This window comes from Afipia sp. DC4300-2b1 (genome assembly GCF_049895725.1).
In the GTDB taxonomy this organism is placed as follows: Bacteria; Pseudomonadota; Alphaproteobacteria; order Rhizobiales; family Xanthobacteraceae; genus Afipia; species Afipia broomeae.
Genome location: NZ_JAFCSX010000001.1, coordinates 700,565 through 714,776, shown reverse-complemented (window position 1 = coordinate 714,776; position 14,212 = coordinate 700,565). Strand labels below are relative to the sequence as shown.

Annotated in this window: 12 protein-coding genes; 4 read left to right on the top strand and 8 right to left on the bottom strand. The window is 62.9% G+C overall.

Features of this window, described 5'->3' with window-relative positions:
• Positions 1 to 8: 8 nt before the first annotated feature.
• A complete protein-coding gene (gene mepA / locus ACP7AL_RS03565) occupies positions 9 to 956 on the bottom strand; it encodes a penicillin-insensitive murein endopeptidase (RefSeq protein ID WP_425988932.1) in 948 nt (315 codons plus the stop codon).
• A gap of 342 nt (positions 957 to 1,298) precedes the next feature.
• Between mepA and ACP7AL_RS03560 the strand changes: the two genes are divergently transcribed.
• On the top strand, positions 1,299 to 3,521 hold the full coding sequence (locus tag ACP7AL_RS03560; RefSeq protein ID WP_425988929.1) for a putative bifunctional diguanylate cyclase/phosphodiesterase: 2,223 nt from the start codon (positions 1,299 to 1,301) through the stop codon (positions 3,519 to 3,521).
• Positions 3,522 to 3,601: 80 nt separating this feature from the next.
• Here the strand turns inward: ACP7AL_RS03560 and ACP7AL_RS03555 are convergent, their stop codons facing one another.
• On the bottom strand, positions 3,602 to 3,844 hold the full coding sequence (locus ACP7AL_RS03555; RefSeq protein WP_425988927.1) for a YegP family protein: 243 nt from the start codon (positions 3,842 to 3,844) through the stop codon (positions 3,602 to 3,604).
• Between the two features lie 269 nt (positions 3,845 to 4,113).
• Here ACP7AL_RS03555 and ACP7AL_RS03550 point away from each other — a divergent pair, with 269 nt between their 5' ends.
• Positions 4,114 to 5,118 (top strand): thermonuclease family protein, encoded by a 1,005-nt coding sequence (locus ACP7AL_RS03550; RefSeq protein ID WP_425988925.1) that lies wholly within the window; start codon positions 4,114 to 4,116, stop codon positions 5,116 to 5,118.
• A gap of 168 nt (positions 5,119 to 5,286) precedes the next feature.
• On the opposite strand, the gene lepA is transcribed toward ACP7AL_RS03550, so the two are convergent.
• A complete protein-coding gene (gene lepA / locus ACP7AL_RS03545) occupies positions 5,287 to 7,092 on the bottom strand; it encodes a translation elongation factor 4 (protein ID WP_024920522.1) in 1,806 nt (601 codons plus the stop codon).
• A gap of 183 nt (positions 7,093 to 7,275) precedes the next feature.
• Between lepA and ACP7AL_RS03540 the strand changes: the two genes are divergently transcribed.
• Positions 7,276 to 8,991, top strand: a complete 1,716-nt coding sequence (locus ACP7AL_RS03540; protein WP_425988922.1) for a glycosyltransferase family 39 protein — start codon at positions 7,276 to 7,278, stop codon at positions 8,989 to 8,991.
• 139 nt (positions 8,992 to 9,130) lie between these two features.
• Here the strand turns inward: ACP7AL_RS03540 and ACP7AL_RS03535 are convergent, their stop codons facing one another.
• From ACP7AL_RS03535 to ACP7AL_RS03515, 5 genes are all read right to left on the bottom strand, one after another.
• Positions 9,131 to 9,445 carry an HPr family phosphocarrier protein gene (locus ACP7AL_RS03535; protein ID WP_006022368.1) on the bottom strand — a complete coding sequence of 105 codons (315 nt, stop codon included), beginning with the start codon at positions 9,443 to 9,445 and terminating at the stop codon, positions 9,131 to 9,133.
• A complete protein-coding gene (locus ACP7AL_RS03530; protein WP_006022367.1) occupies positions 9,442 to 9,843 on the bottom strand; it encodes a PTS sugar transporter subunit IIA in 402 nt (133 codons plus the stop codon). The genes ACP7AL_RS03535 and ACP7AL_RS03530 overlap by 4 nt, the downstream gene beginning before the upstream one ends.
• Positions 9,844 to 10,051: 208 nt before the next feature.
• On the bottom strand, positions 10,052 to 10,498 hold the full coding sequence (locus ACP7AL_RS03525) for an HPr kinase/phosphorylase (protein WP_425988917.1): 447 nt from the start codon (positions 10,496 to 10,498) through the stop codon (positions 10,052 to 10,054).
• On the bottom strand, positions 10,495 to 12,315 hold the full coding sequence (locus tag ACP7AL_RS03520) for a stimulus-sensing domain-containing protein (protein WP_425988914.1): 1,821 nt from the start codon (positions 12,313 to 12,315) through the stop codon (positions 10,495 to 10,497). The genes ACP7AL_RS03525 and ACP7AL_RS03520 overlap by 4 nt, the downstream gene beginning before the upstream one ends.
• A gap of 122 nt (positions 12,316 to 12,437) precedes the next feature.
• Positions 12,438 to 13,139 carry a response regulator transcription factor gene (locus ACP7AL_RS03515; protein WP_006022364.1) on the bottom strand — a complete coding sequence of 234 codons (702 nt, stop codon included), beginning with the start codon at positions 13,137 to 13,139 and terminating at the stop codon, positions 12,438 to 12,440.
• Between the two features lie 241 nt (positions 13,140 to 13,380).
• Here ACP7AL_RS03515 and ACP7AL_RS03510 point away from each other — a divergent pair, with 241 nt between their 5' ends.
• A complete protein-coding gene (locus tag ACP7AL_RS03510) occupies positions 13,381 to 14,121 on the top strand; it encodes a HugZ family protein (RefSeq protein WP_425988911.1) in 741 nt (246 codons plus the stop codon).
• Positions 14,122 to 14,212: the final 91 nt, after the last annotated feature.

The window sequence follows — 14,212 nt, the reverse complement described above, 5'->3', positions numbered from 1 at the left end:
CGCTCGGGCTATTTTGCGTCCGGAGCCTGAAGAACCTGCCGGCATTCGGACGGCAGGTTTGCGAGTGTGAGCGGCGGCTTCGGTTTGGGCGGAACCGGCGGCGGCTTTGGATGCAGCACCGCGTCGCTGAACCAGTAGGCCAGGTCGCCTGCGCTGCAACCCTCACCGTCGGCGGGCGGCGTCTGTGCTTCACAATTCGTGCTGCCCGCCGGACACTTCATGCGGATGTGAAAATGGTAGTCGTGCCCGTACATCGGGCGCACCTTCGACAGCCAGCTCCGGTCGCCCTTCGCTTCCCGGCACAGCGCCTTCTTGATCGCGGCGTTGACGAAGATGCGCTCCACCTGCGGCTCCTGAGCGGCAGCGCGGATCACGGGAAGATGTGTCGGCGTCCATGTAGCCGGATCGATGTCGAGGCGATCTTTCCGCACCATCATCACGGCGGATGTTTCCTCGCGTTCCTCGCGGGAGAGCTGCCGGTTCGGCATCGGCGTCAGCCAGATGTCGGCATCGAGGCCGATCTGGTGGCTTGCGTGCCCGGTGAACATCGGCCCACCGCGCGGCTGGGACATGTCGCCGACCAGAAGTCCCGGCCAGCCCGCCGTCTTTTGCGCTTTGACGGCTACTCTTTCGAGCAAAGCAATGAGATCAGGGTGTCCCCAGTTGCGGTTGCGCGACAGCCGCATGACTTGCCACGCCGATCCGCTGATCGGCAACGCGACCGCGCCGGCGATACATCCTTTGGCGTAAAAGCCGATGGCTTGCGGCGCGAGCGCAGCCGGCTGCAGCTTGCGGCCGAACAGTTCCTTGGCGGCGACGTTGGGATCGTTGGGATTGGCCAGCGGCGGAAGCGGCTTGGGATTGACGCTGCCCTTGTCCTGCGCCTGTGCCGGGACTGTCACCGCGAGAACAGCCGACATCAGAGCGAGCGCGGGAATCAGACGGAATCGGATCATGACTCTCTTATAGCGGACAGCGGGCCCGGCGACGAGGCGGCGCGATTCTTAACCGGGCATTAGCCATGCCGGAGACTGACGCAAATTGGAGCGAAATGCCATGCGTGCGAATATTTGTTGTGCAGATGGCGCATCGAAGCCGAAGTAGTGTCATGATCGCGGGGGAGAAACGATCATGCGAGCCTTATCTGGTGTGACCTGCCACTGTGAACGCCTCGCAATTAAGCACTCCAAGGGCCATCGCATAGGTGGCATCAGCTTCAGGTGGTCCGCTAAAGGATACCAATTTTTCAGACACTTATAGCAAAACTGCGCTCGCAGAATGCAAGGGACGCGGGGCAGATGCCGATCAATCGGCCAAAACCAAAAAACAGAACCGGTAAGTCAGCACTCACGCGGGGAAGGTTGTCGGTTCGCCGGCCCAAGGCCGTGCCGAAGCTGTCACCCAAGGGCCGCAAGATCTCCGAGATCGGCGAAATCGTGCGCAAGCGCGCGGAAGCCGAGGCGGCGATCGCGGATGCGGCGCGCTCCAACGCGCGTTTGCGCGAGGCGATCGATATTCTTCCGCAAGGCATCGTGTTTCTCGATGCCGAGGGGCGGTACATCCTCTGGAACAAGAAGTACGCCGAGATCTACAACAAGAGCGCCGACCTCTTTGAAGAGGGCGCGATGTTGCGTGACACCCTGAAGGAGGGCGTGGCGCGTGGCGACTATCCGGACGCGATCGGGCGCGAGGATGAATGGATCAACGAGCGGCTCGAGAAGCTTTATCATCCCGGTCATCGCCACGAACAAACCCTGTCCGACGGCCGCTGTATCCTGATCGAGGAACGCCTGACCGGCGACGGCGGCGTGATCGGGCTGCGCGTCGACATCACCGAACTGAAACAGCGCGAAGCCTCGTTCCGCCTGCTGTTCGACGGCAATCCCGTACCGATGATTGTCTGTGCCCAGGACAACGAGCGCATCATCAGCGTCAATGACGCGGCGGTCGCGCATTATGGATACGCGCGCGAGGACTTCGAGAAACTGAAGATATCCGACGTGCAGGCCTTCGATCATGCCGCGCCCTGGACCGGCGACCAGACCACCGAGGAGCGCGCGGCGCGAACCTGGAAGCACGTCAAGGCCGACGGATCGCTGATCGATGTCGCGATCTATTCGCGCATGCTGACGTTCGAAGGCAAGCCCGCGGTGCTGCTGGCGCTGATGGACATTACCGAGCGCAAGCGCGCCGAAGCGCGGCTCGCCTTCATGGCGCAGCATGACGGCCTCACCGGATTGCCGAACCGCATCCTGCTGCGGCAGCGGCTCGATGAACTGCTGGCGCATACCCGCCGCAGCGGCGACAAGGTCGCGGTGCTGTTTCTCGACCTCGACAACTTCAAGGCCATTAACGACACGCTGGGCCATGCCATCGGCGACAAGCTGCTCAAGGGTGTGACCAAGCGACTGCGCTCCTCCCTGCGCGAGGAAGACGCGATCGCGCGCCTCGGCTCCGACGAATTCGCCATCGTGCAGGCCGGTGCGTCGCGGCCCGAGGATGTCGCGTTTCTGGCCCGGCGCCTGATCGACGCCATCAGCGAGCCCTATCTGTTCGACGGCCACACCATCGTCAGCGGCGCCAGCATCGGCATTGCGATTGCGCCGGGCGACGGCGACGATGCCGAGAAACTGCTCAAGAATGCCGACATGGCGCTGTCGCGCGCCAAGAGCGAGGGTCACGGCACGTTCAGTTTCTTCGAATCGGAAATGGACGCCCGCGCCCAGACCCGCCGCCGCATCGAAATCGACCTGCGCGCGGCGATCGAGAGCAACATCCTGCAGCCTCACTACCAGCCGCTGGTGGATCTCAAGACCGGACGGATCACCGGCTTCGAGGCGCTGGTGCGCTGGCCGGACCCGGACCGCGGCATGATTCCGCCGGTGGAATTCATTCCGGTCGCGGAAGAAACCGGCCTGATCAACGCGGTCGGCGGCCTGATGCTGCGGCGCGCCTGCATGGACGCGGCGCAATGGCCGGACGACGTGCGCGTCGCCGTCAACCTGTCGCCGCTGCAATTCCGTGTCGGTAACCTTCTATCGGTGGTGATGGACGCGCTGAAAACATCGGGCCTGTCGCCGAAGCGGCTTGAGCTTGAGATCACCGAAACCCTGCTGCTCGAAAAGAGCGATCAGGTGCTGGCCACGCTGCATGCGCTGCGCGCGCTCGGCGTGCGGATTTCGATGGACGATTTCGGCACCGGATATTCGTCGCTGAGCTATCTGCGCAGCTTCCCGTTCGACAAGATCAAGATCGACCGCTCATTCGTTCGCGATCTCGGCTCCAATCAGGACGCGCAGGCGATCGTCCGCTCGATCATCTCGCTCGGCATGGGCCTTGGCGTGACGATCACCGCGGAAGGCGTCGAGACCGAATGCGAACTCGCCTGCCTGCGTGCGGAAGGCTGTCATGAGGGACAAGGCTTCCTGTTCAGCCGCGCCCGGCCGAACGCCGAGATCACCGCGCTGTTGCAGGCCCAGCGCAACGCGACCATCAGCGGTGCAAGCGTCCGCGTGGCGTGATCCCGGTTCTCGGCGCGGACCGCTGCAAATGAAAAACCCCGGCTTTGAGCCGGGGTTTTCCTTGCGATGATCGCTGAAAATCACTTCTTCTTGGACTTCTTCTTTTTCTTCGCAGGCTTGTCCTTCGTCTTCCCGGCCTTCGAGACGTCGTCGATCTCGGCCTTGGCGACATGCTTGACGATCGACTTGATCGTGCTCTTGGCGGACGCCTTGTTGGAATAGCCTTCCGAGGCGAACATCTTCTCGCCGTTCGGGGCGCGGAAGCGAAAGCGGAATTCGCCGGATTTGTCTTTGTAGATTTCAAACTTGTAGGACGCTGCCATCACTGTCTCCGATGGTTGAAAATTCGATCACGCGCACCGTCGATGGACGGGCGCGAAGAGTCAAGCGGCTCGCGCCTTTCTCTCGATCACGCACCCGCCAGATTCGACTTGAACGGGCGATGAACGGCGATGCGCGACGCCGTATGCGCCGCAGTGAGGAAGCGTTTCATCCCCCATTTGTGACACCGATTGTGACAGTGAGCCGCCGTATTCCGCGTGTCGCTGTGATTTGATAAGGTGCGGCTCCAGAAAAAAGCGGGGAGGGACGCATGCCGGGCCTGTTGCGCGTGATGGGGACAATCGACCTCGATCAATTCTGGCCCGATGGCGATTCCGACGCCGATACAACGAAGGTCAAGGTCACGGTCGGAAGCAACTCGTTTGCCTACGCCGCTGACGGCAAGACCTTCAAGAAGACCAAGGCGTATTTCGGGGCGTTCGCGCGCGGCGCCAGCAACAAGGAGGTGATCGACACGCAAGGCCGGATCACTGTCCGGCTGCAAGGGATCGATGCCCCCGAACTGCATTATCGCGCGGGGCCACTCAAGAAGAGCACCGGCGTTTCCGCCGCCAAGCGCGAAAAATTCAATCTCGAAAACAAACAGCCGCGGCGGCAATACTGGGCGGAAACCGCGACGGTCGCGCTGGCGAAGAAACTGTCCGGCTTCGGCAGCCCGATCAAGTGTCAGGTGGTCTCGTTGATCGACAAGCCGTTCGAGGTGATCGACACCTACGGACGTTTCGTCGCCAACATCCGGGTCGGCACCGGATACAAGACCGACATCAACCTGTGGCTCGCCGAACAAGGCTGGGCGTATCCGACATTCTACTCCTCGATGGAAGAAGAAGAGATCCAGTCCTATCTCGATATCTTGAGCAAGGCCAAAGCCAAGGGCCGCGTCTGGAAGGACTACTCGGCTGACACCGGCAAGTTCGATCCGAAGCTGGTGTTTCGTCCGCACGGACCGGCTCAGCCAGCCAGGGACAGGGGCAAGGTGCTGATGCCCAAGATGTTCAGGCGGCAGTTGTCATACAAGTTGCAGAAGAAGGTCGGCGTCGTCAGCGGAAGCTTCACCGACTATCTGAAGGCCAACAACGATTCCTGCTTCACGACGGACGATTTTATCAAACAGGGCCCGACCACCGCGCCGGTGCGCGCGCTGTACGAGTTCATGAAGGGCAACAGGTTCACCGTGAAGCCGCACGACATCGTGTTCCGCGAGAAATTTTCGAGTCTGGTCGACAAGAACGGCAAGAAGATCGAAAAATTCTGAGGGCGGGGCATGACGCGACCCGTTGCGCCGATATGAAACCACTTTCACGGTGTCTGTGAAAGCACCTGTTCCGCAGCGAAGGAAGCTCCAAGCCAAATACCGACGTTAGGGGCTATGGGTCCCCGCCTTCGCGGGGACGACCCGAAGGGTATGATCGCCGTCTAACCCTCAGCTATCCACCTTCAGCGCGGCAATGAAGGCTTCCTGCGGGATGTCGACCTTGCCGAACTGCCGCATCTTCTTCTTGCCTTCCTTCTGCTTCTCCAGAAGCTTGCGCTTGCGCGTGATGTCGCCGCCGTAGCACTTCGCGGTCACGTCCTTGCGCAGCGCGCGGACAGTTTCGCGCGCGATCACCTTGCCGCCGATCGCCGCCTGGATCGGGATCTGGAACATGTGCGGCGGGATCAACTCCTTCATTTTCTCGACCATGGCGCGACCGCGGCCTTCGGCGCGGGTGCGATGGACCAGCATGGAGAGCGCGTCCACCGGTTCGTTGTTGACGAGAATCTGCATCTTCACGAGATCGGCCGGCTTGTAGTCGGTCAGGTGATAGTCGAACGAGGCATAGCCCTTCGAGACGGACTTCAGACGGTCATAGAAATCGAACACCACTTCATTGAGCGGCAGTTCGTATTTTACCATGGCGCGGGCGCCGACGTAGGTGAGTTCCTTCTGGTTGCCGCGGCGCTCCTGACAGAGCTTGAGCACGCTGCCGAGATAGTCGTCCGGTGTGAGGATGGTGGCCTCGATCCACGGCTCCTCGATTTCCTTGATCTGCGTCACGTCCGGCATGTCGATCGGATTGTGAATCTCGATCTCGCTGCCGTTGTTGAGGTGCATCTTGTAGATGACGCTTGGGGCGGTCGCGATCAGGTTGAGATTGAACTCGCGGGAGAGGCGCTCCTGGATGATTTCCAGATGCAGCAGGCCGAGGAAGCCGCAGCGGAAGCCGAAGCCCAATGCAGCGCTGGTCTCCATTTCGAACGAGAAACTTGCGTCATTGAGCCGCAGCTTGCCCATCGCCGCGCGCAGCGTCTCGAAGTCGTCGGCATCGACCGGAAACAGGCCGCAGAAAACCACCGGCACGGCAGGCTTGAAGCCCGGCAGCATTTCGGTGATCGGCTTGCGGTCGTCGGTGATGGTGTCGCCGACGCGGGTATCGGCGACTTCCTTGATCGCCGCGGTGATGAAGCCGATTTCGCCGGGGCCGAGTTCGTCGACATTGACCATCTTCGGCGTGAAGTAGCCGACACGCTCGACGTCGTAAGCCGCGCCCGTGCCCATCATGCGCACGCGCTGGCCCTTCTTCAGGACGCCATCGACCACGCGCACCAGAACCACGACGCCGAGGTAAACGTCGTACCAGCTATCGACCAGCAGCGCCTTCAGCGTCGCGTCGCGGTCGCCCTTCGGCGGCGGCAGGCGGGTGACGATGGCTTCCAGCACGTCGGGAATGCCGAGGCCGGTCTTCGCCGAGATCATCACCGCCTCGGAGGCATCGATGCCGATCACGTCCTCGATCTGCTGCTTCACCTGTTCGGGCTCCGCGGCGGGCAGATCGACCTTGTTCAGCACCGGCACGATTTCGAGATTGGCGTCGAGCGCGTGATAGACGTTGGCGAGCGTCTGCGCTTCCACGCCCTGCGAGGCGTCGACCACCAGCAGCGCGCCTTCGCACGCGGCCAGCGAACGCGAAACCTCGTAGGCGAAGTCGACGTGGCCGGGCGTGTCCATCAGGTTGAAGATGTAGGTGTTGCCGTCCTTGGCCTTGTAGTTGAGGCGAACAGTCTGCGCCTTGATGGTGATGCCGCGCTCACGCTCGATGTCCATCGAATCGAGCACCTGCTCCTTCATCTCGCGCGCCTCCAGTCCGCCGGTGGTCTGGATAAGCCGGTCGGCGAGAGTGGACTTGCCATGGTCGATATGGGCGACGATGGAGAAGTTGCGGACGTTGGAAATAGGGGTCGTTGTCATGGGCGCGGGATAGCATTCGCGCCCCTTTGCGGCAACTGAATTGGGCGGCGGAACGCGGACTTCCAGCGGATTGGCGCGGATTTCCTGCTGTTCGCGGCGCTCCGTGCGATCCTTGCCGCAATCTCCCGGCACTGGTAGCAACAAGCCAGCGCAACGAGCCAGTTCCGACACAGGTTGACCGCGATGTCCGATGCTTCCTCGACCGAAACCGGGCGCAGAACCGGGAAAAACCCCGGCCCGCGCACCGGACTGCGATCCCGGCAGAAGGCGCGCCTGCGCCACGTGCCGGTCACGCGCCGCGTGGCGGCGTGGATCGCGGCAGTCGCCCACGATCCGGCAACGTCGCTCAGATTCGTCATCGGCTTTGCGGTGGTGCATGCGCTGCTCTGGACCATCATCCTCACCGCGCTGAAGGCCGCGCAGGATGTCCATATGGATGTCGCGGAGGCTTACGCCTGGGGCCAGAAATTCCTGCTCGGCTACGGCAAGCATCCGCCGCTGGCGGGATGGGTCGCGGGCGTCTGGTTCAGGATTTTTCCCGTCACCGACTGGGCGACCTATGCGCTGGCGATGACGGTCGCCGGCACGGGCCTTGTGATCTGCTGGCTGATCGCGGTGCGCGTGGTCGATCATCGCCGCGCGATGTTCACGGTGGCGATGCTGGCGCTCTATCCGGTCTTCACCTTCAAGGGCTTCAAGTACAATCCCGATCTGCTGCAACTGGTGACGCTGCCGCTGTTCGTGCTGGCCTATCTCGAGGCGTTTCAGAAGCGCACGGTGATGTCGGGCATCTGGCTCGGACTCGCCGCCGCGCTGGCGCTGATGACCAAATACTGGGTACTGACCATGATCGGCGCTGCGGGGCTCGCATCGCTGCTCCATCCGGACCGGATGCGTTTTTGGCGCTCACCCGCGCCGTGGGCGGCGTTCGCCGCATGCTTCGCCGGCCTGCTGCCGCATCTGTGGTGGCTGAAGCAGGCGGATTTCCTGCCGCTGATCTATGCCGACGATGTGTATGGCGGGCGGACCTTCGGCACCACGCTGCGGCTGGCGTCGATCTATCTTGCGCACAATCTCGGCCTGCTGCTGCTTCCCGTGAGCTTCGCAGCCATTGCGCTGGCGTGGAAGCTGCAATGGTGGAGGTCGCTGCGGCGGAGAGGATTTATCGGCGAGTTCATCGCCTCGGCAAGGCGTCCATGGGTGCGCGGTCCCAACTCCGGCGTGTTCCTCACGCAGGCGCGCAATATCTGGATCATCCAGATCATTGTCGCGCTGGTGCCGCCGATCGCCGCTGTGGCGTTCGGCATCTACATGAAGACCGACTGGGGAATCTCGCTGTTCTTCCTGGTGCCGCTGGCGCTGATTGCGCTGCCGACGCTGCGCGTCACGCAGATGGCGCTGATCCGGCTGATGCTGATGTGGCTGGGGTTCACCCTCGTGATGCTGCTGATCTCGCCGATCATCGCGGCGCAGACCGTGCGGCGCGACGGCGATGCCGGCGTTCCGTTCGCGCCCAAGTCCGAATTTGCGATGCAACTGACCGAAGCCTGGCGCGCGCGGTTTAACAGGCGCTGGGCCGTGGTCGCAGGCACCACGGAAATCGGCGAGCCGCTGACCTTCTACAGTCCCGATCATCCGGCGCCGCTGACCCCGCGGGAGGTCTGGGCCTCGGGCCTGACCAGTCTGGAGGAGGCGAAGCAGCGCGGCTTCATCGGCATCTGCGACACCAAGGATCTCGAGCTGAACAAGTGCGAAGCCTGGATGGCGGAGAACGCGCCGAACGCGGAGCGCCTCGATCTCACCTCGCGGCGCTACTTCCACGGCAAGGCGGGTCCGGCGGTGAAGTGGAAGATCTGGATCGTGGGTCCGGAGCGGCCTGACGAAGAGGACGACAAGTAGATTGCAACGTCATCCTGAGGTGCGAGCCGTACTGACGGCGAGCCTCGAAGGATGAGAGCGTTGAATGACGGGACTTGTTATCGCCGTCGTCCTTCGAGGCTCGCAAGTGCTCGCGCCTCAGGATGACGGCGGGAACCCTCTAGCCCGCTTCTTCTTCGCCGAACTTGTTGGCGAGCAGTTCGGTGATGGCGTTGATCGCCGCCTCGGCTTCGCGGCCGCTCGCCGCCACGGTGATGGTGGTGCCGATCCCGGCAGAGAGCATCATCAGGCCCATGATCGATGTGCCGCCGACGCTTTCGCCGTTGCGCGTGACAGTGAGTTCGGCGTCGAACTTTTCCGCCGTCTGCACGAATTTCGCGGAGGCGCGGGCATGAAGGCCGCGCTTGTTAATGATGGGAAGTTCTCGGACGATAACGCCGGCTGACGAAGACGTATGCTCCGGCGTGGCGCTCATTTCCCGGCGAGCACACGGCTGGCGATCGTCACGTATTTGCGGCCGGCTTCCTGAGCGGCGGCGATCGCGTCGGGCAGCGGCTTGTCGTCGCGCACCTTGGCGAGCTTGACCAGCATCGGCAGGTTGATGCCGGCCAGTACTTCGACCTTGGGACGGCTCATACAGGAGATCGCGAGGTTCGACGGCGTGCCGCCGAACATGTCGGTGAGAATCGCAACGCCATCGCCGCTGTCCACGCGCTTGACGGCTTCGATAATATCGCTGCGACACAGATCGGCATCGTCTTCGGCGCCAATCGTAATCGACTCGATTTGTTTTTGCGGACCCATCACGTGTTCAAGGGCAGCCTTGAACTCGTCGGCAAGACGCCCGTGGGTCACCAGTACTAGACCAATCATCCAAAACTCCTCGCGGGCGCTTTTTGATGCACCGCACGAAAGGGCCACATGTTGACCATCCAGAGCCCCGGCGCAAGGGGGGATGTTGCCGCGTACCCCCTTAAAAAAGGTGTCCGCGCGGGTCGTCTTCAGTGGCGGGGTCTGGGTTATATGGCGACCAAACCGCCGCCAGCAATCAGCCTAAGGTCGCGAGTTCGCTTTTGAAACCTTAAACTGTCGTAAGGAATGCCAGAACCAAGGGCAGAGCGCCATACCCCCGTGCCACCGGGATTCGCGGGATTTCCAGCCCGGAAACCAGGGTTTTGAGGGCTTCCGGCGGCGGCAGGCGCTCAGCGTCGGCGGCGTCGAGGTCCACCACCAGCCCCACGGGCGCTTCGGCGGCAAAGCCGATGGTCCTGATTCCAAGCCCGCGAATTTCGATCATTCCCGCCAGTTCGGGCACGCCGCGCACAATCAGCCGGCTGCCGTGGTCCGTCAGGCGGACCCGGTCGTCGCCGATCAAAGTGACGGCGGGTAGCAGTCCTGCGCGGCCGGCGAGGATCAGGTCGAACGCCAGCCGGGACTTGCCGGAGCCCGAGGGCCCGCGAATCAGGACCGCGCGGTCGCCGACCAGGACTGCCGAGGCATGGATGCTTGGGTCGCTGCCAGCGGTCATATGGCGGGCAGCCGGACCGTGAAGCGTGCGCCAACGATCCGGGCATCGCCTTCGGCGTCGAGCGGACCGGCGCGGTTTTCCGCCCAGATGCGCCCGCCGTGGGCTTCCACGATCTGCTTGGAGATCGACAGGCCGAGACCGGAATTCTGTCCAAAACCCTGATGCGGGCGGTCGGTGTAGAAGCGCTCGAAGATTTTCTCGAGTGCGCCGGGCCGGATGCCGGTGCCGTCGTCGTCGATCACGATCTCGATTTCGGATTTGAGGCGGCGGCAGACGATGCGCACCTTGCTGCCCGGACGCGAGAACGACTGCGCGTTGCTCAAAAGATTCGAAATCACCTGTCCGAGCCGCGAGTCATGTCCCGGCACCGAGAAGCTGTCGTTGGGCTTGCCCTCGAAGCGCGCTTCGACCGTGACGTCGGTGCCGTGCTGGGTCTCATTGGCGACCGAGACCAGCGTGTTGAGCAGGCGGCGGATGTCGACCGGCTCCACATCCTGCCGCTGCAACTCGGCGTCGAGCCGGCTGGCGTCGGAAATGTCGGAGATCAGGCGGTCGAGCCGGCGCACGTCGTGCTCGATCACGGCCAGCAGCCGCGAGCGGCTGTCGTCGGAGCGCGCCAGCGGAAGCGTCTCGACCGCCGAGCGCATCGAGGTCAGCGGGTTCTTCAGTTCGTGCGCGACGTCGGCGGCGAAACGCTCGATGCCTTCAATGCGGTTGTACAGCGCGTCGGTCATGTCGCGCAGCGCCCGCGACAGATGGCCGATCTCGTCGCCGCGCGAGGTGAAGTCCGGAATTTCGACACGGGTCTTGATGCGGCGGCGGACGCGCTCGGCGCTGTCGGCGAGACGGCGCATCGGGCCGGCGATGGTCGAGGCGAGCAGCAGCGACAGCAGGATCATCACGCCCGACGCTATGCCGAACACCTTGAGGATCGCGAGCCGCTCGTTGGTCACCAACTGGTCGATGTCATCGCCCTGGGTCGAGAGCATCAGCGCGCCGTGCACCGCACGGAAGCGCTGCACCGGCACCGACACCGAGACGATCACTTCGCCGCGGTCGTTGATCCGCACCATGCTGCCCTTGCGGCCGTCGAGCGCCTGCTGGACTTCCTGATAGCCGTTGCCGTTTTCCGGTCCGAGTTCGCGGTACAGGGGCAGGTCGCCGCGGTTGAGCCAAGTGCGGATCGCGATCATGGTCTTTTCGGCGAAGCCCGGCTTTTCCGCATTGGGCGGCGCCAGTTCGAAGCGCATCACGTCGCCGCGGCCGTAAAGATTGCGGCTGTCGAGCACCAGCACGCCCTCGCGATCGTAAATCCGCGCGCGGGTCTTGGTCGGCGAAATCAGCCGCCGCAGCACCGGCGCGACGCGTTCGGGATTGATCGGGAAATCGATGTTGCTGAGGGTCTCGTCGGTCGGGCCGTAGGTTTCGCCGGGCTTCAGATCGAGCAGGCGCTCGGGATCGACGGTGATGGCGTTGGTCTCGACCGTGGCCGAGGCCGCGATCGCGCCGGAGATGATTTCGGCCTGCACCAGCAGGCTCTGCGCGCGCGCGTCGATCAGGCCGGCGCGGAATTGCGACAGATAGAGAATGCCGGCCAGCATCGCGAACAGGCCGATCAGGTTGAGGACCACGATGCGGCGTGTGAGGCTCGAGAAGGTCAGCGCGGTGAGATAGCGTCCGGCGCGCTTGATCAGATCAACCGGACTCCAGCGCCGGCGCACGGCTCCGGCTTCCGACGGCGCGTCGGCAACCGGCGCAAGTGGCGGCGCACCGGCTTCGGCATCGTCGTCGCTGTCATGCTGCGTTCGATCAAGCAATGGCTAGACGCCCGATTGTTCGGTTCGAGATCGGCCGATTATAGCAACCAACCGGCACGCGAGCGACCCGCCATACGGCGCTGTCGCCGGACCAGTTCCCTCCGTGTCGCATGCCGGAACGATCAGGTTTCCTTGAAGCGATAGCCGACGCCGTACAGGGTTTCGATCATCTCGAAGTCATCGTCGGCTGCCTTGAACTTTTTCCGCAGGCGCTTGATGTGGCTGTCGATGGTGCGGTCGTCGACATAGACCTGGTCGTCATAGGCCGCATCCATCAGCGCGTTGCGGCTTTTCACCACACCGGGGCGGGTGGCCAGCGCCTGAAGGATCAGGAATTCGGTCACGGTGAGCGTCACCGGTTCGTTCTTCCAGGTGCAGGTGTGACGTTCCGGGTCCATGCGCAGCAGTCCGCGCTCGAGCGCCTTGGCGTCCATTTCCTTCTGCGTGGCGGCAGGGTCCTTCGGCACCGCGCGGCGGAGCACCGCCTTGACGCGCTCCACCAAGAGGCGCTGGGAGAACGGTTTGCGGATGAAATCGTCGGCGCCCATCTTGAGGCCGAACAGCTCGTCGATTTCCTCGTCCTTGGAGGTGAGGAAGATCACGGGCAGATCGGACTTCTGGCGCAGCCTGCGCAGCGTTTCCATGCCGTCCATGCGGGGCATCTTGATGTCGAGGATGGCAAGGTCCGGCGGACTCGTCTTGAAGCCGTCGAGGGCTGACGCGCCATCCGTATAGGTCATGATCCGGTAGCCTTCGGCTTCCAGTGCGATCGAGACCGACGTCAGAATGTTGCGGTCGTCATCGACCAGGGCGATTGTGGGCATGAGCCTGCTTTCCAAATCGATAGTTTCGGGCGGGGCGACTGTTTACTGACCGGACAAACCGGGATGCCGTGAAATAAGGCGTTCGCTTATCTTCAACGAGCAATGCAAGCTGGGCTGAAATGTGACCGAGTTCCTGGGCCCTGCGAATATTGGAACCTGACGTTTATATAAGCGGATTGTTCCGGGATATAACCCCTTTTTGCCGCAAAAAAGCCCGTTAACCTTTGAAATCAGGCTCCCGATGGACCCCTCTGCAACCGTCAAACCGGCCCGTCTGACCCGCTCGCTGCTGGGCCGCAGCCGTCAGGGCGCACTGGCGACGCTGATGCCCGAGAGCGGCGATCCGTATTGCTCGCTGGTCAATGTCGGCTCCATGCCGGACGGGTCGCCGGTCCTGCTGATCTCGCGGCTTGCGATCCACACCAGGAACATTCTGAACGATCCGCGGGTGTCGCTGATGCTGGACGAACGCGCGCCGGGCGATCCGCTGGAAGGCGCGCGCATCATGCTGGCAGGCACCGCCGAAGAAACGCAGGGCGACGACGCCGGGCTTGCAAGACGGCGCTATCTTGCGGCTCATCCCTCGGCCGAGGATTTCGCCGGCTTCAAGGATTTCTCGTTCTTCAAAATCGTGCCGAAAGGTGTGCATCTGGTTGCGGGGTTCGGCCGTATCGTCGATCTGGAGCCGCGTGATTTTCTCACCGATCTCTCGGGTGCGGAGGCACTGGTGGAGGCCGAGCCGGACATCGTCGCGCATATGAATGCCGATCATATGGACACGATGAATCTGTATGCGGTGAAACTGCTCGGTGCTTCCGAAGGCGCATGGCGCTGCACCGGCTGCGATCCCGAGGGCCTCGATCTGCAGGATGACGGGCGCACGCTCCGGCTCGATTTTCCGCAGCGGATCGTCACGCCTGCCGCACTGCGGCAAGCCCTGAAGGCGCTTGCCGACCGCGCCAAGGCCCTCCCAAGCCCGTGAAATTCAATCCGTTTTCGCCGGTCCCGGCGATCTTTACCGCATTATGACGGATCGACTTGGCAAGCCGCGCGTTGGCCACTAATAAGTCGCC

Bases quoted from the DNA above. Each gene is read 5' to 3' on its own strand.
- ACP7AL_RS03560 (WP_425988929.1), top strand. From the start codon at position 1,299: ATGCCGATCAATCGGCCAAAACCAAAAAACAGAACCGGTAAGTCAGCA.
- ACP7AL_RS03530 (WP_006022367.1), bottom strand. From the start codon at position 9,843: ATGATTGGTCTAGTACTGGTGACCCACGGGCGTCTTGCCGACGAGTTC.
- ACP7AL_RS03510 (WP_425988911.1), top strand. From the start codon at position 13,381: ATGGACCCCTCTGCAACCGTCAAACCGGCCCGTCTGACCCGCTCGCTG.
- ACP7AL_RS03515 (WP_006022364.1), bottom strand. From the start codon at position 13,139: ATGCCCACAATCGCCCTGGTCGATGACGACCGCAACATTCTGACGTCG.
- ACP7AL_RS03535 (WP_006022368.1), bottom strand. From the start codon at position 9,445: ATGAGCGCCACGCCGGAGCATACGTCTTCGTCAGCCGGCGTTATCGTC.
- ACP7AL_RS03555 (WP_425988927.1), bottom strand. From the start codon at position 3,844: ATGGCAGCGTCCTACAAGTTTGAAATCTACAAAGACAAATCCGGCGAA.
- ACP7AL_RS03550 (WP_425988925.1), top strand. From the start codon at position 4,114: ATGCCGGGCCTGTTGCGCGTGATGGGGACAATCGACCTCGATCAATTC.
- ACP7AL_RS03540 (WP_425988922.1), top strand. From the start codon at position 7,276: ATGTCCGATGCTTCCTCGACCGAAACCGGGCGCAGAACCGGGAAAAAC.
- lepA (WP_024920522.1), bottom strand. From the start codon at position 7,092: ATGACAACGACCCCTATTTCCAACGTCCGCAACTTCTCCATCGTCGCC.
- mepA (WP_425988932.1), bottom strand. From the start codon at position 956: ATGATCCGATTCCGTCTGATTCCCGCGCTCGCTCTGATGTCGGCTGTT.
- ACP7AL_RS03525 (WP_425988917.1), bottom strand. From the start codon at position 10,498: ATGACCGCTGGCAGCGACCCAAGCATCCATGCCTCGGCAGTCCTGGTC.